The organism is Bacillus sp. AK124 (assembly GCF_053903085.1).
In genome coordinates this window covers 3,901,982-3,927,554 of sequence record NZ_CP096378.1, presented here as the reverse complement: position 1 = coordinate 3,927,554, position 25,573 = coordinate 3,901,982, and the positions used below count along the sequence as shown (strand labels likewise).

3 protein-coding genes are annotated in these 25,573 nt (G+C 50.9%); all 3 read left to right on the top strand.

The window, feature by feature from the left end; genetic code table 11:
- Positions 1-126: 126 nt before the first annotated feature.
- From licA to licC, 3 genes are read left to right on the top strand one after another with little or no spacing between them, the layout of a single operon-like run.
- The gene (gene licA, locus M1E06_RS19620; RefSeq protein WP_216904311.1) at positions 127-10,875 is read left to right on the top strand and encodes a lichenysin non-ribosomal peptide synthetase LicA; all 10,749 of its coding nucleotides are present in this window, start codon (positions 127-129) and stop codon (positions 10,873-10,875) included.
- Between the two features lie 19 nt (positions 10,876-10,894).
- Positions 10,895-21,664 carry a lichenysin non-ribosomal peptide synthetase LicB gene (licB, locus tag M1E06_RS19615; protein ID WP_096747879.1) on the top strand — a complete coding sequence of 3,590 codons (10,770 nt, stop codon included), beginning with the start codon at positions 10,895-10,897 and terminating at the stop codon, positions 21,662-21,664.
- A gap of 57 nt (positions 21,665-21,721) precedes the next feature.
- Positions 21,722-25,570, top strand: a complete 3,849-nt coding sequence (licC, locus tag M1E06_RS19610) for a lichenysin non-ribosomal peptide synthetase LicC (RefSeq protein ID WP_043054052.1) — start codon at positions 21,722-21,724, stop codon at positions 25,568-25,570.
- The last annotated feature ends 3 nt before the right edge of the window (positions 25,571-25,573 follow it).

Sequence of the window (25,573 nt, the reverse complement as noted above, 5' to 3'; positions counted from 1 at the left end):
ATAATGTTTTATTGGAAATGACAAATCTGTGACAGCGTTTTTCGCTCATCGCAATACCGCAACATTGCATTGCGGCTTGGCTGTTCGCATCGTCATACATAGCAAAAGATAAAGGAGGAATAAAAAATGGGAAACACATGTTACCCGCTGACACATGCTCAAAGGAGAATTTGGTACACTGAAAAGTTCTATCCCGGCACAAGTGTTTCAAATTTGAGCGGTTTTGGAAAATTAAAATCTGCCTCCGGAATCGATTCCGGGTTATTGACTGAAGCCATTCGCCAGTTTGTCCGTACAAATGAAACCATGCGATTCAGACTGTTGTTTGAAGGAGGGGATGAGCCGAAGCAATATATAGCGGAAGACGAACCTTTCCGGATTGAATATTTCGACGCTTCAGAAATCGGAGGAGCGGACGGCGTTCTTAAATGGGGACAAGCTGAGGCGCGCCGACCCCTGCCTTTGTATGAAAGTCCGCTGTTTAAATTTGCCGTCGTTCGCATCAGTGAGGAAGAAAGCTGGTTTTTTGCAAAAGTTCATCATATGATTTCCGATGGTATTTCGATGACGATCTTGGGCAACCGCATTACAGACATTTATTTGAAGCTTGCTAAAGGGGAAACCGGCCTCGAACCTGTTCAGTCATCATTTACGGAACATATTCAGAGTGAGTTGGAGTATGAAAATTCGAAGCGGTTCCAGAAGGATAAAGCATATTGGAACGCACAATATGAAGTGATTCCGGAGCCCGTATCGTTAAAGGCGAGCGATACGTATCAGATCCAATTGAATGCAGCCCGCTTTTCAAAAGAGATTTCCCCTGTCCTGTATAAAAAAATTCAAACGTATTGTAAGGAACACAACATAAGTGTGCTCTCCCTGTTCTTATCCATTTTGCACATTTATATGCACCGGATAACCGGACAAAAAGACGTCGTTCTCGGAACTTTTATGGGTAACCGGACAAATGCAAAAGAAAAACAGATGCTCGGGATGTTCGTATCGACGATTCCAATGAAAGCCTCCATTGATGTACACCAGGACTTTAGTGCATTTGTGCAGGAAAGAATGAAAGATCAGCTGAAGATCATTCGGCATCAAAAGTATCCGTACAATCTGCTGATTAATGATTTGCGGGAAAGACAGCCGCATGTCAGCAAATTGTTCGCCGTCTCACTGGAATATCAAGTTATGCAATGGCAGAGGAAAGAAACGTTGTCATTTCTTACTGAGCCGATTTTCAGCGGCAGTGAAGTAAACGATATTTCCATTCACGTGAAAGAGAGATGGGATACCGGGACGCTTGCGATTGATTTTGATTACAGGGAGGAGCTTTTCACCTGTGAAGAAATGGCCGTTTTATATGAACGGCTGATGACGCTGCTTGAAGATGCCTTGTTGTTTCCGCAAAAAACAATCGCTGAACTGGAGATTGTTCCCGCATTTGAAAAAGAGCGGCTGTTAAAGCGTGCATCAAGCCAAACCATCGCATATGACAAGAACATGACCCTGCACGGTTTATTCGAACAAAAAGCAGCCGATCATCCCGAAAAAACCGCCGTTGTATATGAAGGACAAAAACTTTCGTACCGTGAGCTGAATGAACAATCGAATCGTCTGGCAAGGGCGCTTCGAAGAAGAGGTATCGGGCCTGACGCTCCGGCTGCGATAGTGATGGAGCGGTCAGAGCGGGTTATTACGGCGATGCTGGGCGTTTTGAAAGCCGGCGGAGCTTATGTACCGATCGATCCCGGATTTCCGGAAGAAAGAATTCGCTTTATGCTGGAGGATTCAAAGGTCAAAGCGGTTATCACAGACAGCGGTCTGACTTTTGAAACGGCCGAAACTGTGCGGTTCAGCGAAGCGCTTTCTGAATCGCTGGAAAACGGTCATCCGTCTTCAGAGGCAGGCGCCGGGCACCTTGCATATATCATTTATACTTCCGGGACAACGGGCCGTCCAAAAGGCGTCATGATTGAACACAGGCAGGTCCACCACCTTGTAAGAGGGCTTCAGCAGGCCGTTGGTGCATATGATCAGGATGATTTGAAGCTGGCACTTCTGGCTCCGTTTCATTTTGACGCTTCCGTTCAGCAGATTTTTACGTCTCTATTGCTTGGCCAAACGTTGTACATCGTACCGAAAAAGACGGTTTCCGACGGACGCGCTTTATCGGATTATTACCGCCGCCATCAAATCGATGTGACAGACGGTACGCCGGCTCATTTGCAGCTTTTGTCTGCTGCCGATGATCTTTCAGGTGTCAAACTGAGGCATATGCTTGTTGGAGGAGAGGCATTATCAAGGGTCGCAACGGAAAGGCTGCTTCAATTATTTGCAGAAACAGCTGAATCCGTGCCTGCTGTAACGAATGTTTACGGCCCGACTGAAACTTGTGTGGATGCTTCTTCTTTTACGATGACAAACCACGCAGATCTTCAAGGCGATACGGCCTATGTCCCGATCGGCAGACCGATTGGAAACAACCGTTTTTATATTTTGGATGAAAACGGTGCACTCCTTCCTGATGGTGTCGAAGGGGAATTGTATATTGCAGGAGACGGAGTCGGCCGAGGCTATTTGAACTTACCTGACATGACCGCAGACAAGTTCTTGGAAGACCCGTTTGTCCCCGGAGGTTTCATGTATCGAACAGGGGATGCAGTACGTTGGCTTCCTGACGGTACGGTTGATTTCATCGGCCGAAAAGACGATCAAGTGAAAATCCGCGGCTACCGGATCGAGCTTGGCGAGATAGAGTCGGTGCTGCAAGGAGCCCCTGCTGTCGGAAAAGCAGTTGTCCTCGCGCGGCCCGAAACCGGCGGCAGCCTTGAGGTTTGCGCTTATGTCGTGCCAAAACAAAGCGGGGAAATTGACCTTCAGGGGCTGAGGGAGCATTTATCCAAGCATCTGCCTGACTATATGATACCTTCCCACTTTGTCGAGCTTGATGAAATACCGCTGACGGGAAGCGGCAAAGTCGACCGGAAAGCGCTGCTTCGCCATGAAGTCTCTGTCAGCGGGACTGCAGAGTATGCGGCACCGAGAAATGAATATGAAGAAAAAATGGTGGGTATATGGCAGGAAGTGCTCGGAACTGAACAAGTCGGAATCCACGACCAGTTTTTTGAACTGGGCGGCCATTCTCTCAAAGCGATGGCCATGCTGGCAAAAATTCATAAAGCTTTCGGTGTCGAGGTTCCGTTGCAAGTCCTGTTCGAAAAACCGACAGTGGCGGCGTTAAGCGGCTTTGTTTCTGAAGCGGAGAAAGACGGATACACGGTAATTGAACCGGCGCCGGAAAGTGACGATTATCCTCTCTCATTGGCGCAGCAGCGAATTTATATCGTCAGCCAGCTGGAGGATGCCGGAGTCGGCTATAATATGCCGGCCGCGGCGATGCTTGAGGGCACCCTCGATGTTCAGCGCATTCAAGCTGCTTTTCAAAAACTGATTGATAGGCATGAGGCGCTGCGGACTTCGTTTACAGTTGTCGATGGCGAGCCGAGACAGAACATTCATCAAAGGGTTCAGTTCAAGATTGAGAAGGTTAAAGCAGATGGGAAGCCGATCGAACAAATGGCGAAATCTTTTGTCCGCCGCTTTGATCTTGCCAAAGCTCCGCTGATGAGAGCAGGTCTCGTCCGTCTCGCAGACGGTAGACATGTGCTGTTGTTCGATATGCATCATCTTGTGTCTGACGGCGTATCGATTTCGATCATATTGAATGAGCTGGCCGCACTGTATAAAGGGGAAGAACTGCCGGAGCCGAATTTGCATTACAAAGATTATGCTTTCTGGCAAAGGACGCAGGCACAAAAAGGTTTTCAAAAAGAAGAGGCTTATTGGCAAAGCGTGTTCGCCCGCGAGCTTCCCGTACTGCAGCTGATAACGGATGAGCCGAGGCCGTCTGTTCAAAGCTTTGAAGGAGACAGGGTATCCGCAGTCCTGCCAAAAGACATGAAAGAAAAATTAGCCGTGCTGGCAGAGCAAAACGGCGCGACATTGTATATGGTCATGCTGGCCGCATACAACATGCTGCTAGCAAAGTACTCCGGGCAGGAAGATGTGATCGTCGGAACGCCGGCGGCCGGCCGCAGACATTCCGATCTGGAAGGAATCATCGGCATGTTTGTCAATACGCTGGCGATCCGTTCAAAAGTGGAGTCGGGCAGAACGTTCAGAGACTTCCTGCATGATGTAAAGAAAACGGTAATCGACGCTTTTGAGCATCAGGAATATCCGTTTGAGCGGCTTGCGGAAAAGGTTGGTGCATCGCGCGATTTAAGCCGTCATCCCGTCTTTGACACGATGTTTATTTTGCAAAATGCATGGGAAGACATTCCGATGCTCGGCGATTTGCACCTCTCGATTTATGAAACGAACTTCAATATTGCAAAGTTCGACCTAACGCTGCAGGCGAAAGAAGAGCAGGGAGAATTGATTCTCGATTTGGATTACAGTACGAAGCTGTTTAAAAAAGATACGGCAGAAAGGATGCTGAAAGCATATTTGCACCTTCTGGAGGGCATGACGGCTGATCCGCTGCGCAGAATCGGCGAGTACAGCCTTTTGACAGAAGAGGAAACGAATCGTCAGCTCGTCGCGTTCAACCCCGCGGCAAGCGATTATCCGCGGGAGAAAACGATCGTTCAGCTATTTGAGGAACAGGCGGCGGAAAGAGGCGGACATCCCGCCCTGCAATTTGAAGACAAAGTATGGTCATACGGTGAGCTCAATCGGAAAGCGAACCAATTGGCGAGGCGCCTCCGCGAAAGAGGTGTGCAGCCCGGCACGACGGCAGCCATTCTCACTGCCAGGTCGGCTGAAATGGTCATCGGTATTCTCGCTGTGCTGAAAGCCGGCGCTGCTTATGTGCCGATCGATCCGGATCATCCTGAAAAACGTGTGCAACATTTCTTCGAGGACAGCGGAGCGGCGGTTCTTTTAACGCAAAAGGCGATGAAGCCGCTCGCTGAGGCGGCTGAATTTGGCGGCGACATTCTATTTCTTGAGGATGAACACCTTTATCTGGGAGATGCGTCTGATTTGCGCCTTCCGATTTCACCGGAAGCAATGGCCAATCTAACGTATACATCCGGAACGACTGGGACGCCTAAGGGCAATATGGTTTCTCACCGGAATATATTGCGTACGGTAAAAAACACAAATTACTTGGATGTGATGACATCCGATATCGTTCTTTCAATTTCAAATTACGTGTTTGATGCCTTTATGTTTGATGTGTTCGGTTCATTGCTGAACGGCGCCAAGCTGGTGATAGCTCCAAAAGACACAATTCTTGATATGAGCCGGCTCGCACATGTACTTGAAAAAGAAAAGGTTACCGTCTTAATGATCACGACCGCATTATTCAATCTGCTGACAGACATGCGGCCGGACAGTTTGAAGGGACTCCGCAGGGTTCTGTTCGGCGGCGAACGTGCATCTGTCGATCATGTCAGAAGAGCTCTGAACACAGTTGGCAAAGGACGGCTGCTTCATATGTACGGCCCGTCTGAGAGCACTGTCTTTACAACCTATTATCCAGTCAACGAAGTGCCGGACGATGCCCAGGCTATACCGATCGGAAAGCCTGTCAGCAATACGGAGGTTCTGATTCTTGATTCATTCGGCAATGTACAGCCGGCAGGGGTTGCGGGAGAATTGTGCGTCGGCGGAGACGGCCTTGTCCGCGGCTATTTTAACCGCCCGGAACTGACGGCTGAAAAGTTTACGGAACATCCGTTCAAAACCGGTGAGAAGATTTACCGGACGGGCGATATGGCGAGATGGCTTGCCGACGGATGTCTCGAATTTATCGGACGGATTGATCATCAGGTCAAAATTCGCGGACAGAGGATCGAGCTGGGCGAAATCGAGCACCATCTCCTCACACATGAAATGGTTCAGGAAGCCGCTGTTCTTGCTGTTGACACCGGGAAGAGAGATCAAATGATCTGTGCTTACTTTACGGCCGATCAGGAGCTTTCTAGTGAAGAGCTTCGCCGATATGCGGCAGAAGGTCTGCCGGGCTACATGATCCCGTCCGTGTTTATGCAGCTGCAGGAGCTTCCGCTCACAGGCAATGGAAAGGTCGACAGAAGGGCGCTGCCTGAGCCGGATGTCACGCAGGCCGCGCAAAAGGAATATACGGCGCCAAGGAGCCGAACAGAAGCACAGCTTGCCGATCTTTGGCAGGAGGTGCTCAATGTACCGAAAATCGGTGTGCATGACAATTTCTTTGAACTTGGCGGACACTCTTTAATCGGAATGACGCTCATTGCCCGTATCCAGCAAGAGATGAATGTTGATCTGCAGCTGAAAGATTTGTTCCAGGCGCCGACAATCGAAACCCTGGCGCAGGCTGCGGAAAAAACTGAGAAAAAATCAGCCGTTTATATTGAAGCGGCGCCGGATCAGGAAACGTACCCCGTATCTTCGGCGCAAAAACGGCTGTACGTCCTACAGCAGATCGAAGGCGCTGAGAAAAGCTATCACATGCCGGCCGTTCTCCAGCTTGAAGGGAAGCTTGATTTGAAGCGCCTCGAGTCTGCCGCGCAAATGCTGATCAAGCGCCATGAAGCATTCCGCACGACATTTGAAATCAAGGGCGGCGAACCTGTTCAGCGGATTTGGGAAGCTGCGGAATTGACCATTGATGTCATCGATGCAGATGAACAAGAAGCGGAAAAGCTGATTAAAGAATTCATCAGGCCGTTTGATTTAACAAAAGCCCCGTTATTTAGAATGAGCATCATACGTTTCACGGGAGAAAAACATCTTTTGCTTGTGGATATGCATCATATCATTTCAGACGGCGCTTCTGTCAGCGTCCTGATCGATGAAATGACAAAGCTTTATGCGGGAGAGGCGCTTGAACCGCTGAGGATTCAGTATAAAGACTTTTCTGTATGGCAGCAGCATCTGCTGACAGAACGGCACAAAGTGCAGGAGGAATACTGGCTCAAGGAGCTGGCCGGCGAGCTGCCTGTTTTGACGCTTCCGGCAGACTATCCGCGTCCTTCTATTCAAACGTTTGAAGGAAGCCGTCTCAGCTTTGCGCTGAAACCGGAGCTTGTCCAGCAGCTGAGAAAACTGGCCAAGGAAACGGACAGCACTTTATACATGGTGCTCGCTGCCTCATACAGCGCGCTTTTATCCAAACTGAGCGGACAGAGCGAGGTCATTGTCGGCTCTCCGGCTGCCGGGCGGCCGCATACTGATTTGAGCCGGATCATCGGCATGTTTGTCAATACGCTTGCAATAAGAACGCGTCCTGAAGGAGACAAGCCGTTTTCTGCATTCCTTGAGGAAGTGAAAGAAACGACGCTCGGCGCGTTTGAGCATCAAGATTACCCGTTTGAAGAACTCATCGAGAAGCTGAACATCCAGCGCGACATGAGCCGAAACCCATTGTTTGATGCCGTCTTTTCAATGCGAAATGCCGATTTGAAGGACTTGTCAATGGAAGAGATCACACTCAAGCCGTATGATTTTGCCCATCAGACCGCGAAGTTTGACCTGACGCTGACAGCGGCGGAAGAGGACGGACTTCTCGTTTTTGAAATGGAATACAATACAGCTCTCTTTAAGCATGAATCGATCGAGCGCTGGCGCGGGTACTGGGTCAATCTGCTCGAAGCGGTTGCCGAAAACCCGGATGCCCGCCTTTCAGAGCTTTCGCTTCTGGATGAAGCGGAAAAACGGCGGATCGTTCAAAATTGGAATGAGACGAAGCTTGATGTGCCGGAGGACAAAACGGTCCATGAGCTGTTCGAAGCGCAAGTCCTCCGCACGCCTGACCGCGGGGCAGCGGTGTACAACGGCGTGGAGTGGACATACAAAGAGCTGAACGCGCGGGCAAACCGCCTGGCTCGGCTGCTGATCGAAAAAGGGGTCCGCCCTGAACAGCGGATCGGGATCATGGTCAAGCCTTCGCTTGAAATGGCCGCTGGCGTGCTCGGAATTTTGAAAGCGGGAGCGGCCTATGTGCCGATCGATCCTAGCTATCCGGCTGAACGGATCGGATACGTGCTGAAAGACAGTGGCGCAGAGCTGCTTCTGACGGAAACAAACTTAGCCGCACCTGAAGAATTCAGCGGTGAAACACTTCTTCTCGATTCGATGCTGAGCGAAGAAATCACAAAAGACGATGAGGTGAACCCACAGGCAGGTACACAGTCAGACAACCTGGCCTACTTGATCTACACATCGGGCACGACCGGCCAGCCGAAAGGCGTCATGGTCGAACACCGGTCGCTTGTGAATTTGTGTTATTGGCATAATGACGCCTTTAAGGTCACCGAACAGGACAAAAGCGCGAAATATGCCGGCTTCGGCTTTGACGCTTCCGTTTGGGAGATGTTCCCGTATTGGATCGCCGGAGCGGAGCTTCACATCATTGATGAAGCGACCCGGATGGATATTACGCGCTTAAATCAATACTTTGAAGAGAACAAAATAACGATCACGTTCCTGCCGACACAGTTGTGCGAACAGTTCATGGAGCTGGACAACCAGTCGCTGCGCGTGCTGCTTACGGGCGGAGACAAGCTGAAACGGATCGCAAAACGCTCCTACACGCTCGTCAACAACTATGGACCGACGGAAAACACGGTCGTCGCGACGAGCACGGCGATTGATCCTGATAAAGGAATGCTTTCAATCGGAAAGCCGATCGCCAATACGCGGGCGTATGTGCTAGGACAAAACAACGAAGTCCAGCCCGTCGGTGTCGCGGGTGAGCTGTGCATCGCCGGCCGCGGGCTTGCGCGCGGCTATCTGAACAAGCCAGAGGAAACGGCGAAGCGTTTTACGGAAGACCCGTTTGTGCCGGGCGAGCGCATGTACCGGACGGGGGACGCGGTCAAATGGCTGGAAGACGGACGGCTTGAGTACATCGGCCGAATCGACCAGCAGGTGAAAATCCGCGGCTTCCGGATCGAACTTTCTGAAATCGAAGTCCAGCTCGCGCGGCTCTCCGAAGTGCAGGAAGCCGTCGTCACCGACATCGAAGACGCCTGCGGCAACAAAGCGCTGTGCGGCTATGTCGTTGCGAATGAACAGCTTGATACAGAAAGCCTCGCCCGGAAGCTGGCGCAGACGCTCCCGGACTACATGGTACCGTCATTCTGGGTGCAGCTTAAAGAGCTTCCGGTTACGGCGAACGGAAAAGTCGACCGAAGGGCGCTGCCTCAGCCTGACGTCGAAGCGCAGACAGCCGAATACAAAGCGCCGCTTACAGAAACGGAACAGCTGTTGGCGGACATTTGGCAGGAGGTTCTCGGTATAGACCGAATCGGGATCACAGACAATTTCTTCGCGCTCGGCGGAGACTCGATCAAAGGAATTCAAATGGCAAGCCGGCTTCAGCAGCACGGGTGGAAGCTGGAGATGAAGGACTTGTTTCAGCACCCGACGATCGGAGAGCTGAGTGCTTATGTTCAAGCGGCTGACGATCAGCCGATCGATCAGAACCCTGTCGAAGGCGAAGTCACATTGACGCCGATTCAGCGCTGGTTCTTTGAGCGCCGATTTACGAACGAGCATCACTGGAATCAGTCGGTCATGCTTCACGCTTTAACGGGATTCGACCCGGAAACGGCAGGCAAGGCTTTAAGCAAGCTGATCGAACATCATGACGCACTTCGCATGGTTTATCAACGAAATGGAGACGGGATTGTTCAGTACAACAGAGGGCTGGAAGAAACAGCGGTTCGCCCTGAAGTCATCCGCTTCAATGAATCGGGCGCTGAACTTGAAGCTGCCGTGTTGAAGGCATCAAACCGGATTCAAAGCAGTATCGATTTAACCGAAGGCCCGCTTTTGAAAGCGGCGATCTTTAAAACGGATCAAGGCGATCATCTTCTCATTGTTATTCATCATCTCGTTGTGGACGGAATCTCATGGAGAATCCTCCTTGAGGATTTCGCCGCCGGGTACGCCCAGGCTGAAAAAGGGGAGCCGATTATTCTTCAAGACAAGACGCACTCTTTTGCTGAATATGCGGCTCGCCTGGAAGAATATGCAGGGTCAAAAGCTTTCGCAAAAGAAATCGGCTATTGGCAGGAAATCGAACAGGCGGAGACGGCAGCGCTCCCGAAAGACGATGAAGCAGAGGACAAGCGGATGCGCCATACGAAAACGGCTGAGTTTTCCCTCTCAAAAGAAGAAACGGAACAGTTGATGACAAAAGTTCATGAAGCATATAACACGGAAATGAACGACATTTTGCTTACGGCGTTGGGCTTGGCGCTGAAAGAGTGGACGGGGCAGGAAGACTTTATCATCTGCTTAGAGGGACACGGCCGGGAGGACATCATAGACGGCTTGAATATTTCCCGGACGGTCGGCTGGTTTACAAGCCAGTTCCCGGCGCTGATTCAAATGCGCCATTCAGGGGATATCGGCTATCAAATCAAACAGATCAAAGAAGAATTGCGCCACATTCCGAATAAAGGAATCGGCTATGGCATTTATCGTTATTTGACCGAAGAAGGCAAAAAGGCGAAGCCGATCAAGCATGATATCAGCTTCAACTATTTGGGCCAGTTTACAGAGATGGCGGATTCGGGTCTGTTCACGAGATCAACTTTGCCATCCGGCGATCCGCTCAGCCCGGAAACGGAAAAACCGAATGCGCTGGACATCGTCGGCTATATCGAAGACGGTATTTTGACAATGTCAATCGCTTATCATTCACTCGAATATAAAGAAAGCACCGTCGCCGCTGTCGCCGCAAGCTTTAAAACTTATTTGCTGCAATTGATCGATCATTGCTTAGAGCGGGATGGGGGCGAACTGACCCCGAGCGATCTTGGAGATGACGAACTCACGCTTGAAGAATTAGATAAATTGATGGAGATTTTCTAACAAAAAAACGAGGTGCCTTATGGGGAAACAAAAGATTCAAAAGGTGTATCCTTTGACACCGATGCAGGAAGGGATGCTGTACCACGCAATGCTTGATCCGGAATCTTCCTCTTACTTCACACAGCTGGAGCTATTCATAGACGGGGAATTTGATTTGGGGATCTTTGAAAAAAGCGTGAATCAGCTCGTGCGTTCATACGATATTCTCAGAACGGTTTTTGTTCACCAGCAATTGCAAAAACCGCGCCAGGTTGTCCTGGCTGAACGGCAGGCAATAGTGGAATTTGAGGATCTTGCGGACTTGGATGAGGAAAGGCAAACAAACCGCATTGACCGGTATAAACAAGAGGTACAGGCTGCCGGGTTTAATTTGGCGAAAGACATGCTGTTTAAAACGGCGGTCTTTCGGCTTGACCGGAATAAGTACCTTCTCGTCTGGAGCAACCATCATATCGTGATGGACGGCTGGAGCATGGGGATATTAATGAAACGCCTTTTTCAAAACTATGAAGCGTTTCGAGCAAACCGGACGGTTCCGCTTGATCAGGGAAAACCGTATGCGGACTATATTAAATGGCTCGGCCGGCAGGATAAGGGTGAAGCGGCATCCTACTGGGAACACCGCCTTTCGGGTTTAGAAAGTCCGAGCGTCATTCCCGGCGGCAAACCGCGGCCGGATTCAGAATCGTACCGGAACGAGGAGTTTACGTTTGTTTGGGACAAGAATATGGTGGATGCCCTTCAACAGGCGGCAAACCGCTATCATGTCACAGCTCCCAACCTTTTTCAGGCGATTTGGGGAGCGGTTCTTGCCAAATATAACAGAACCGATGATGTGGTGTTCGGCACGGTTGTGTCCGGGCGCCCGTCGGAAATTGACGGAATCGAGCATATGGCAGGGCTATTCATCAACACGATCCCTGTCCGTTTAAAGGTCGATCAAAACGCATCGTTTGCCGAGCTGTTCAAACAAGCACAGCAGCATGCGATTTACGCGGAGCGGTACGACTACCTACCGCTCTATGAGATTCAAAAGCGGTCGGCATTGGACGGCCGCTTGATCAGCCATCTTGTCGCGTTTGAGAACTATCCGCTTGATAAGGAGCTTGAAAACGGAACGATTCATGAGAGGCTCGGCTTTTCCATCAAGGCTGCCGGAGCTTTTGAACAAACGAATTACGACTTTAATTTGATCGTTTATCCGGGAGCTGAGTGGACGATCAAATTGAAATACAACGGTGCGGCTTTTGATGCGGCTTTCATTGAGCAGGCCGCCGGGCATTTAACGAGACTTGCAGAAGAGGCGATTGCAAATCCCGAGTCAAAAGCAGCCAGCGCCGCCATGTTATCAAAACAGGAGCAACAAACGCTGCTCGCTTTTAATCAAACAAAATCCGATTATCCAAGAGAAAAGACGATCCCGGAGCTGTTTGAAGAACAGGTTAAAGCGTCTCCTGACAAAACGGCTGTTGCCGCTGACGGAAGAAGCCTGACTTACCGCAGGCTGAATGAGAAAGCCAATCAGCTCGCGAGAAGACTGAAAGCTAAAGGCTTGATGCACGGAAATGCCGCCGCCATTATGATGGAGCGGTCGCTTGAAGCAGCCGTCAGCATGCTGGCGGTGCTGAAAGCAGGCGGCGTGTACGTGCCGATCGATCCCGGATATCCTGAAGAGCGGATTCGCTTTTTGCTCGAAGACAGCGGGTCAAAGATCGTCCTTACAAAAGACAGTACGCAGATTTCGCTGGAAGGGTATGAGGTGCTCGCCGTAAATGCGATGGATGCAGAAAAAGAAGATGCCGCCAACCTTGAACATGTCAACAAGCCCGAAGATCTTGCCTATTACATTTATACATCCGGATCGACGGGCAGGCCGAAGGGCGTTATGGTCGAACACCGCAATATCGTCCGCCTTGTCAAAAATGCGGGCTGCATCCCGCTGAAGAGCGGCGTGAAGATGGCGCAGACAGGGGCTGTCAGCTTTGATGCCAGTACATTTGAAGTATTCGGCGCACTGCTAAACGGAGGAACCCTTTATCCCGTCCCGAAAGAGACGCTCCTTGATGGAAAAAGGTTCAACATGTTTCTGAAGGAAACCGGAATCACAACAATGTGGCTGACTTCGCCTCTTTTCAATCAGCTTGCTCAGCAGGATCCGGGAATGTTTGCAACCTTGAACGATCTGATTATCGGCGGAGATGCCCTTGTTCCGGGAATCGTCAACAGAGTCAAACGCGAATCACCGGAACTGTCGCTTTGGAACGGATACGGGCCCACCGAAAATACGACATTTTCGACCTGTTTTTTGATCGATCAAGCATATGAGAGAACGATCCCGATTGGAAAGCCGATCGGAAATTCAACCGCCTATATCGTTGATGAACACGGCTCGCTTCAGCCGATCGGCGTGCCCGGTGAACTGTGTGTCGGCGGAGACGGGGTGGCGCGCGGCTACTTGAATCAGCCTGAGTTGACAGATGAAAAGTTTGTCGGCGATCCTTTTGCCGAAGGGAAGCGGATGTACCGTACGGGCGACTTGGCAAAATGGCTTCCCGACGGGAATATCGAATTCCTCGGCCGAATTGATCATCAAGTGAAGGTTCGCGGCTTCCGGATCGAATTAGGCGAGGTTGAAGCGGCTTTAGCCCGCCTTGAGGGGATTTCAGAAGCGGCCGCTGTCATTCGGGAAAACAACGCCGGAGAAAACGAGATTTGCGTCTATTACACTGCAGTTGGCGCGAGGCCGGCCGCACAGCTGCGGACAGAGCTGTCCCGGTCGCTTCCGGAGTATATGATTCCGGCTCATTTGATCGAACTCGACAGCATGCCGCTGACAGCCAACGGAAAGGTTGACAAACGTCAGCTTCCGGCTCCTATCGCTGAAGAGACTGCTAGATTCGAAGCGCCAAAAAATGAAACGGAGGAAATTCTGGCGGCAATCTGGGAAGAGATTCTCGGCATCAAGCAGCCGGGAATCGATGACAACTTCTTTTCCATCGGCGGACACTCGCTGAAGGCGATGATGCTGACTGCCAAAATACAAGAGCAGCTCCAAAAAGAGGTGCCGATCAAAGTATTATTTGAAAAACCGACGATCAGAGAGCTGGCCGAATTTCTTCAAGGAGAAACAAAAGAGGAAACCGCTTCGATTACGCCGGCTCCATCCCGTCCGAATTACCCGGTTTCGTCCGCCCAACGGCGCATGTACATCCTCAATCAGCTCGAAGAAGCAAGCACGAGCTACAATGTGCCGGCGGTTCTGCTTTTGGAAGGCGAATTAGATAAGGAGCGTTTGGAAGCCTCGTTTCGGGCTTTGATCGGCCGCCATGAAACATTGCGGACATCGTTCGAATTAATCGATGGAGAAATCGTTCAAAGCATCCATCAAGACGCGGTTTTTCACCTGACGGAATCAGTGGCGGAAGAAGCGGAAGCCGAAGCGGCGATCAGAGAATTTATCCGGCCGTTTGAGCTGAATAAGGCGCCGCTCGTCAGGGCGGAGCTCGTGAAGCTTGAAGAAAAACGCCATCTGCTGATGATCGATATGCACCATATTATTACGGACGGAAGCTCCACCGGCATACTGATTCGCGACCTGGCCGGCTTCTACCACGGAGAAGAGGCGCCTGCCCCTAAGCTCCACTATAAAGATTTCGCTGTGTGGCAAAACGGACCGGAGCATCAGGAGAAATTGAAAGAACAAGAACAGTATTGGCTTGACGTTTTTAAAGGCGAGCTGCCTGTTCTCGATCTGCCGTACGATTTTCCACGGCCGTCAAAACGCAGCTTTGAAGGTGACCGTGTCGTCTTCGGAATCGATCAAAAACTGACGGCAGACATTCAAAAGCTGCTTTCTGAAGCTGATGCGACACTTTATATGTTCCTGTTGGCTGCATTTAATATCCTGCTTTCCAAGTATGCGTCACAGGATGATTTGATCGTCGGATCGCCCGTGGCAGGCAGAACCCATCCGGATTTGCACAACATTCCGGGCATGTTTGTCAATACGCTGGCGCTCCGCAATCGTCCTGAAGGAGAAAAAACGTTTAAGCAGTTTTTGCAGGAAGTCAAAGAGACAAGTCTTCAAGGCTTTGCCAAGCAGGATTATCCGCTTGAAGAACTGATTGAAAAACTGCCATTGCCGCGGGATACAAGCCGAAATCCGCTGTTCAGCGTCTTTTTCAACATGCAGAACATGGAGGTCCCGACGCTGAAACTCGGAGATTTGCAGATTTCGTCTTACTCGGTGCGTCACCGCACGGCGAAGTTCGATCTGTCGCTTGAGGCTGTGGAGCATGATGGCGAAATCGGTTTGAGTTTTGACTATGCCGTATCCTTATTTAAAGAAGAAACGATTAGGCGCTGGAGCGGTCACTTCTTAAATGTGATTAAAAAAATCTGCGAAAACCCCGGCATTAAGCTCAGGGACATCGAACTGCTTTCAGTCAAAGAGCGCGCACTTCTGCTCGAAGAAGCGAGGCGCAGCCAGGCGGAGCGCCTTGAGGAGCGGCCGTTTCATGTACAGTTTGAAGAAAAGGCGGACGAAATGCCTGATCAGCCGGCCGTTGTCTGCGGGGAAACGATCCTCACATACCGCGTGCTCGACGAAAAAGCAAATCAGATCGCAAATGTGCTGCGCAGTGAAGGCGTCGGAAAAGACGATGTTGTCGGCATTATGCTGAATCGTTCTGCAGAGGTCGCCGCAGCGATTCTAGGTGTAATGAAATCAGGAGGCGCTTTTTTGCCGATTGATCCGGAAATGCCGACGAGCAGGGTGCAATATATGCTGGAAGACAGCGGAGTACGCTGGCTCTTAACAGAACCTTCCCATCAAGCGGATCTCGCAGATTGGTATACCGGGAGACTGATAGATGTCAGAAAAGACACGCTGATGGCAAGTAATAAACGGCCGCATCCAACTACGGACGGAGCGAGTTTGGCGTACATCATCTACACATCCGGAACGACTGGCCGGCCGAAAGGTGTTCAGCTCGAACACCGGAATCTGGCAAACTATGTTTCCTGGTTTATCAGTGAGGCGCACCTGTCAGCTTCGGATAAAACGATGCTTTTGTCTTCCTATGCGTTCGATCTCGGATACACGAGCTTTTTCCCGGTGCTGCTTGCCGGAGGAGAGCTGCATATCGTCCCGAAAGAAACGTATACAGAACCGGAGGCATTTACTCATTATATCGGTGAACAAGGGATCACATATATGAAGCTGACGCCGTCGCTTTTCCATACGGTCGTTCAGCCGCAAAGCTTTGCTTTGGCAAAGGGGCTTCAGTCATTGAGACTAATTGTACTAGGGGGAGAAAAAATCAATCCGAAAGATGTCGAGCGGTTTCATTCCCGCTATCCGGACACCAGATTCATCAATCATTACGGTCCGACGGAAACGACGATCGGAGCAATCGCTAAACCGGTCGAGCCGGACATGATCGGACAATTCGCCGAGCGTCCGACGATTGGACGGCCGATTTCGGGCGCCGGAGCACTGGTATTAGACGCCTCCCGCCGGCTTGTTCCCGCCGGAGCAGCAGGCGAGCTGTATATAACGGGAAGCGGGCTTGCAAGAGGATATGTGAACAACCGGGAACTCACGGCTGCGAAGTTTGTCGAAAATCCTTACACGCCGGGCACATTCATGTACCGGACAGGGGATCTCGTCCGCCGTCTTCCGAATGGAGAGATTGAATTTTTGGGGCGGACGGATGATCAGGTGAAAATCCGCGGCTACAGAATCGAATTGAAAGAAATCGAAGAAGCCTTTAACGAGCTTGATGATATAGAGCGGGCTATCGTTCTTTCCTTTACGACTGACTCGGGGTTAGACGAATTGTGCGCTTATATTCAAGCGAAACGACAGCTGCCGGTTTCCGAACTGAGAGAGCGTCTTTCCGAGCGGCTGCCGTCGTACATGATCCCGTCATACTTCGTAACGGTGGATAAAATGCCGCTTTCGGCAAACGGAAAAGTGTACCGCCGCGCACTCCCGGAGCCGCAAGGTCTAAACGGACGAAGCGATTCGTATAGAGCGCCGTCAACCGAAATTGAAAAAGCCCTCTGCGGCATTTGGGAAGAGGTGCTTGGCGTTCAGAAGGTCGGACTTGACGACAATTTCTTCGATCTTGGCGGACATTCATTAAAAGGTATGATGCTGATAGCGGAAATCCAATCCAGGCTCGGAAAAAAAGTACCGCTAAAAACGTTGTTCGCTTGTCCGACCGCCGGCTTGCTCGCCCGCAGTATTGAAGCATCCGAAGGACAGTCACAACAAAGCGCGATTCAGCCTGCCGAAAAACGCGACTGGTATCCGGTTTCATCCGCTCAGCAACGGATGTATGCCCTCCACCATTTTGAAAAGAACGGAACGGGCTACAACATGCCGTCTGTTCTCATGATGGAAGGCGTGCTTGATACGGATCGTTTAAGACGGGCGTTCGCCGACTTGGTGAACCGCCATGAATCATTGCGAACCGCATTTATTGAAATCGATGGCCGTACCGTTCAAATTGTGCATGAAAAAGCGGACATTGACTTAAAGGTTATTCATATTCGTGAAGAGGACGCAGAAGCGGAAATCAACCGCTTTATCAGACCGTTTGATCTCAGCACCGCTCCGCTGATCAGAGCCGAGTTGCTTTCCATCAGCTCTACGCGCCATCTGCTTTTGATTGATACACATCATATTATTGCGGACGGCGTTTCCAGAAGCCTTTTCGTCAAAGAAATCGCTCAGCTTTATAAAGGCGCTTCGCTCCCTGAGCCGAAGCTGCACTACAAGGATTATGCGGTGTGGCAGCAAGAACCTGACCAGCAAGAAAACATTCGGAAACAGGAAGATTTCTGGCTCCGTCAGTTTAAGGAAAGCGTTCCGGAACTCAGCCTTCCGCTCGACTTTCCGCGTCCTCCTGTCCAAAGCTTTGCCGGTGACCGGGTTCGCTTTAAAGCATCAAAAGACGCCGCCCTTAAAATCCGCCGTTTGACGGCGGAAACGAACACGACGCTGAATATTGTGATGCTCGCCGTTTTTAACCTGTTTTTAAGCCGCCTTGCCGGCCAAAAGGATATTGTCGTCGGTACAGCGGCAGCGGGCAGAACGAATGCTGATCTGAAAGACATGCCGGGGATGTTCGTCAATTCGTTGGCGCTGAAAAACCATGTACCTGATCAAGCATCATTCAGCGAGTTTTTGGAAGAGGTCAAAAACAACAGCCTCGCAGCCCTCGACCATCAGGACTATCCGTTTGAAGAGCTGATCGCCAAGCTTGATTTGCCGCGCGATATGAGCCGGAATCCGCTGTTCAATGTCATGCTGACAACGGAAGATCCTGATAAAGAGACGCTCGATTTAGACGGTCTGACAATCAAGCCGTATGAGATTTCACATGCTGCTGCCAAGTTCGACCTGACACTGGGGGCTTTTGAAAAAGATCATGAAATCGGCCTTCAGTTCGAATATGCAACAGATTTGTTTCAGAAACAAACGATTGAACGCTGGAGCGGATATTTGCTTAACCTGCTCGAAGCGGTTGCCGAAAACCCGGATGCCCGCCTTTCAGAGCTTTCGCTTCTGGATGAAGCGGAAAAACGGCGGATCGTTCAAAATTGGAATGAGACGAAGCTTGATGTGCCGGAGGACAAAACGGTCCATGAGCTGTTCGAAGCGCAAGTCCTCCGCACGCCTGACCGCGGGGCAGCGGTGTACAACGGCGTGGAGTGGACATACAAAGAGCTGAACGCGCGGGCGAACCGCCTGGCTCGGCTGCTGATCGAAAAAGGGGCCCGCCCTGAACAGCGGATCGGGATCATGGTCAAGCCTTCGCTTGAAATGGCCGCTGGCGTGCTCGGAATTTTGAAAGCGGGAGCGGCCTATGTGCCGATCGATCCTAGCTATCCGGCCGAGCGGATCGGATACGTGCTGAAAGACAGCGGAGCAGAGCTGCTTTTGACGCAAAGCGGATTAACGGTGCCAGACACATTTACCGGAGACGTGATCGATTTGAATAGAGAAGGCTCCATTCTGGACGGCGAGCTTTATCCAGAGGATGACATGAATCCAAACGCGCAAGCTCAGTCTGACAACCTGGCCTACTTGATCTACACATCGGGCACGACCGGCCAGCCGAAAGGCGTCATGGTCGAACACCGGTCGCTCGTAAACTTGTGTTATTGGCATAATGACGCCTTTAAGGTCACCGAACACGACAAAAGCGCGAAATATGCCGGCTTCGGCTTTGACGCTTCCGTCTGGGAGATGTTCCCGTATTGGATCGCCGGAGCGGAGCTTCACATCATTGATGAAGCGATCCGAATGGATATTACGCGCTTAAATCAATACTTTGAAGAGAACAAAATAACGATCACGTTCCTGCCGACACAGTTGTGCGAACAGTTCATGGAGCTGGACAACCAGTCGCTGCGCGTGCTGCTTACGGGCGGAGACAAGCTGAAACGGATCGCAAAACGCTCCTACACGCTCGTCAACAACTATGGACCGACGGAAAACACGGTCGTCGCGACGAGCGCGGCGATTGATCCTGATGAAGGAATGCTTTCAATCGGAAAGCCGATCGCCAATACGCGGGTGTATGTGCTAGGACAAAACAACGAAGTCCAGCCCGTCGGTGTCGCGGGTGAGCTGTGCATCGCCGGCCGCGGGCTTGCGCGCGGCTATCTGAACAAGCCAGAGGAAACGGCGAAGCGTTTTACGGAAGACCCGTTTGTGCCGGGCGAGCGCATGTACCGGACGGGGGACGCGGTCAAATGGCTGGAAGATGGACGGCTTGAGTACATCGGCCGAATCGACCAGCAGGTGAAAATCCGCGGCTTCCGGATCGAACTTTCTGAAATCGAAGTCCAGCTCGCGCGGCTCTCTGAAGTGCAGGAAGCCGTCGTCACCGACATCGAAGACGCCTGCGGCAACAAAGCGCTGTGCGGCTATGTCGTTGCGAATGAACAGCTTGATACAGAAAGCCTCGCCCGGAAGCTGGCGCAGACGCTCCCGGACTATATGGTACCGTCATTCTGGGTGCAGCTTGATGAGCTCCCGGTTACGGCGAATGGAAAAGTCGACCGAAGGGCGCTGCCTCAGCCTGACGTCGAAGCGCAGACAGCCGAATACAAAGCGCCGCTTACAGAAACGGAACAGCTGTTGGCGGACATTTGGCAGGAGGTTCTCGGTATAGACCGAATCGGGATCACAGACAATTTCTTCGCGCTCGGCGGAGACTCGATCAAAGGAATTCAAATGGCAAGCCGGCTTCAGCAGCACGGGTGGAAGCTGGAGATGAAGGACTTGTTTCAGCACCCGACGATCGGAGAGATCAGTTCGTATATTGAATGGGCCGATGCTAAACCGATCAATCAAGGACCTGTCGAAGGGGAAGTCACATTGACGCCGATTCAGCGCTGGTTCTTTGAACGCAAATTTACGAACGAGCATCACTGGAATCAGTCGGTTATGCTTCACGCGCCTTCAGGGTTTGACCCGGAGCTCGTTGAACAGACATTGGCGGCATTGACAGAGCATCATGATGCATTGCGCATGGTGTATCAAAAGAAAAACGGCCGCCTCATTCAGTATAACCGCGGGCCGGGCGACCGTTCGTTCGCCTTTCGAGTGGTTGACCTTCGATATGTCACTGACATTGAAACGGAAATCGCCGCCCAGGCAAACCGTCTTCAGGCAAGCCTTGATCTCGAAAACGGGCCGCTTGTAAAGGCAGAACAGTATCAGACTGCGGAAGGCGACCATTTGCTGATCGTCATTCACCATTTGGTGATCGACGGCGTGTCATGGCGAATTCTGCTGGAAGACTTTGCATCAGGCTACTCGCAAGCCGCACAGCAGCATGACATTGTCTTCCCCGACAAAACCAATTCGTTTAAAGATTGGGCAAAAGAGCTTGAGGCATATGCACAAACCGAACGCTTTCTTAAAACGGCCGATTATTGGCGCAGACTTGAACAAGAGCGCATTTGCGAGCTGCCGAAAGATCGGGCTGCCGCAGAAAGAAAAGCGGAAAACACTTCTGCAGTTACGTTTGAATTAAGCGAAGCGGAGACGCGTCTGCTGCTGACGAAAGTGCATGAGCCGTATGGAACGGATATCAACGACATCCTGCTTTCCGCCCTCAGCCTGACAATCAGAGAATGGACGAACGGCTCCAATATTTGCATCAATATGGAAGGGCACGGCAGGGAGGAAATTATTCCGGGGATGAATATTTCGAGAACGGCGGGATGGTTTACCGCGCAATATCCGGTTATTTTAAAAAGCGAAGCAGCGGCAGGATTGCCTGAGACCATTAAAAACGTCAAAGAAACCCTTCGGCGCATTCCTGACAAAGGAATCGGCTACGGCATCCTTCGCTACTTAACAGACCGGAAAAAAGCCGGTGCCGATTTCTCGATCAAGCCTGACATCAGCTTTAACTACCTGGGGCAGATCGACAGGGAGGTGCAGACCGATTTCTTCGGACCTTCTTCTTATGATATGGGCAGACAGGTTTCTGAAAGGTCTGAAGCGCTCTATGCGCTGAGCTTCAGCGGCATCATCAGCAAGGAAAAATTCATCTTGTCATGTTCATTCAATACAGAGGAATATGACAGACAGACCGTACAAGGGCTGATGGACAGATTCAAAGCTTCCCTAACGGCATTGATCGATCATTGTACAGCTAAAGAGGAGCGCGAATTTACACCGAGTGATTTTTCTGCCGGCGATCTTGAGATGGAAGAAATGGGCGACCTGTTTGACGTTCTTGAAGAAAACTTGAAATAAACACCGAGGACTTGCCCGCTTGTTAAGCGGGCGAGCCTATGAAAGGGGGATACGATTTTGAGCCAGTTCAAAAAAGAACATGTCCAGGACATATACTATTTGTCGCCGATGCAGGAAGGGATGCTTTTTCATACGCTGCTGCATCCGGGACAAAGCTTTTATATTGAACAAATCAGCATGCAGGTGAAAGGCTCTTTTCAAAAAGATATATTGGAAAAAAGCATGAATGTCATCATCGGCAGGTATGATATATTCCGAACCGTTTTCGTTCATGAAAAAATGAAACGTCCGGTTCAAGTCGTTTTAAAGGAAAGGTCGTTTCAGGCAGAAGAAATTGATCTATCAGGACTTTCTGAAGCAGAACAAAATGAGAGAATCGAAGATTATAAACGAAAAGATAAAGAAAAAGGGTTTAACCTCTCAAAAGACATTCCGATGAGAACCGCGGTTTTTAAAAAGGGACAGGACCGTTACGAATGGGTGTGGAGCTATCATCATATTCTTCTGGACGGATGGTGCTTCGGGATCGTCGTACAGGAACTGTTTGAAGTGTACAACGCGCTCCGCGAAAACAGGCTATACAGCCTCGGGCCCGTCAAACCTTACAAAGACTATATTAAATGGCTCGAAAGTCAGGACAAACAAAGATCGCTGGCTTACTGGGAACATCATTTAGCCGGATTCGAAGGGCAGACGACATTCAGCGAACAGCGGAAAAAACCGGAGCAAGCCGGCAATCAGCCGGAAGAACTGCTGTTTACACTTCCAAAAGAAGATACAGAAGTGTTCACACAGCTTGCAAAAGCGCATCATACCACGTTGAGCACGGCTCTTCAGGCGGTGTGGTCGGTGCTGCTCAGCCGCTATCAGCGATCCCGCGATCTGATCTTCGGTACAGTTGTGTCAGGCCGCCCCGCTGACATTCAAGGTGTCGAGCACATGGTCGGTTTGTTTATCAATGTCGTCCCGAAACGGGTAACCTTTGGCGCGCAAACGACCTTTACAGAGCTGGTCGCTGAATTGCAGAAGCAGGCGCTTGAAGCTGAGCCGCATCAATATATGCCGCTCTATGATATCCAAAGTCATATAGCAGCGCCGAACTTGATCGACCACATTATCGTTTTTGAAAATTATCCGCTGCAAGAAGCCAACAAACAGCACGAAGAAAAAAATCTCGGCTTCACAATGGATGATATCACCGTTTTTGAAAAATCGAATTATGATCTGAATTTGCTCGCCTCACCGGGGGAAGAAATGCTGCTGAAACTCGCATACAACAGGAATGTCTTCGAACCATCTTTCATCTTGCAGCTAAAAGAACAGCTATTGACAGCTATTCGCGAGATCATCACAAATCCGGAGCAGCCGCTTGACGACATTTGTGTCGTATCCAAAAAGGAAAAAGAGCGCCTTCTCCATGAATTTAACGGCCAAGTCCAACGGAAGCAAACCGGGCTGACGATCCCGCAACGGTTTGAGCAATGTGCTGAAGCGCTCCCGGAACAACCCGCGGTATCAGCGGCCGGGCGGACGCTGACATATCGGGAATTGAACGAACAGGCGAACAAGGTCGCGCATCTTTTGCGCAAAAAGAACGTCGGCCGCGGCGAACCTGTCGCTCTTTTGTTCCGCCGTTCGCCGGAAATGGTCATCGCGATACTCGCCGTCTTAAAAGCAGGGGGCGCCTATCTGCCGATTGACCCGGAATATCCTGAAGCGCGAATTCAGTATATGCTGGAGGACAGCGGGGCTGTTTGCATGTTGACACAAGAAGAGCTTGCCGGACAGGCGGCGTCGCTTTCTTTTCATCAGAATACGATCTTGATCGACGATCCGGCGGTGTCTGCAGAAAGCGGGCGAAACCTTGAAATTGCCGCCGAACCGGACGACCTTGCTTATATCATGTATACGTCAGGCACAACGGGAAAACCGAAAGGCAATCTGACGACCCATGCCAATATTACAAGAGTTGTAAAAGAGACAAACTACATCAGCCTTTCCGAGAAAGACACCTTGCTGTCCCTTTCAAACTATGCGTTTGACGGCTTCACATTTGATGTGTACGGCGCGCTTTTAAACGGAGCAAAGCTGGTAGTGGCCGATCAGGCGACGATTCTCCATATCGGCAAGCTGACAGAAACGATTCAGAAGGAAAACATCACGGTCATGTTTGTGACAACGGCGCTGTTCAACCTCCTGGTCGATGCGGGAACAGAGTGGATGAAAGGGATTCGCAAAGTTCTGTTCGGCGGAGAGCGCTCATCTGTCAGCCATGTCAAGAAAGCATTTGCCGCCATGGGACCGGACAGGATCATTCATGTATACGGGCCGACGGAAACGACCGTCTTCGCGACGTTCTATCCGGTCAACCGCATTGAGGACAGCGCGGTTTCCATTCCGATCGGCAAGCCGATAAACGAAACCAATGCATACATTCTGACGGAAAATAACCGGCTTCAACCGATTGGAGCGGTAGGTGAATTGTGTCTGAGCGGTACAGGGGTATCGCGCGGCTATTTAAACAGGCCGGAACTGACTGCGGAAAAATTCGCGCCGCATCCGTTCAACAGCGGTGAAACGATGTACAGGACAGGGGATCTGGCCCGCTGGCTGCCGGACGGCAATATCGACTTCATCGGCCGGATCGATGATCAAGTGAAAATCCGCGGCCACCGAATTGAGCTCGGTGAAATCGAAGAGGAGCTGATGCGCTGTCAAGGCGTAAAGGAAGCCGTTGTAATCGCCAAGAAAAGCGGGAATGGGGATGCGGCGCTCACCGCCTATGTCGTCCCGGTGCGGGGAGCTGTGGTTTCGAACGAGGAGGTTCGCCGCCAACTGGCTCGGAATCTCCCGGCTTACATGGTGCCGGATGCATATATCATGCTTGAAGAGCTGCCGCTCACCGCAAACGGAAAAGTCAACCGCCGCCTTCTTCCTGAAGCAGATGGCCGGCCGAATCCAACAGAGCACCGTGCACCTCGCAATATGACGGAAGAAAAGCTTGCGATCATTTGGTCTGAGGTTCTCGGCAGACAGCAGATTGGAATAGACGAGAACTTTTTTGAAATCGGGGGACATTCATTGAAAGCTATGGCTGTCACCTCCCGGATGCTGAAAGACCTCGCCATCGATGTTCCGGTGAATGTGTTGTTTGAAATGCCCACAATCGAGGGCCTCGCGGCTTATATCGACCAGGGCGGACATGCGGATGACGTGAAAAAAACCGTCTTCAATCAGGAAAGCACCCGCCATTTGTTCGCATTCCCACCTGTCCTCGGCTATGGCATCGTGTACGGCAAACTGGCCGAACAAATGCCGGAATATAAGATTCATGCGTTTGACTTTATAGAAAGCGATGACCGCGCCGTGCGCTACGCAGAAGCCATCTCCGGCCTTCAGCCAGAAGGGCCGCTGACATTGATCGGCTATTCGGCCGGCTGCGGACTCGCCTTTGAAGTGGCGCAAACACTCGAAAAGAACGGGCGGAAAGTCGAAAAGCTGCTGATGATCGATTCATATATGAAGAACGGTGTCAGCGATTTAGAAGGGCGGTCAATTGAAGCTGATACAGCTGCTCTGATGGAAGCCAACAAGGACAATGAATATATGAAAATCAAGACGGTTGCCGATGGCATCGCCAAAAAGATGGCAGCCTATTATTCTTACTTTGTTAACCTTGTCCATCAAGGAACGGTCAGCTGCGAGATTCACTTGATCAAATCAGAGCACGCGAAACCGCTCCCGGAATGGCTTTCGACGTGGAAAGAAGGAACGGAGTCTTCTTATGATGAATATCAAGGTGCTGGAAGACATGATGAAATGCTCGCGGACGTCTTTGTCAAAACCAATGCAGATCTGATCAGACAGATTTTGGGCGAACGTGCCGCTGTAATCGGGGGTGCATGATAA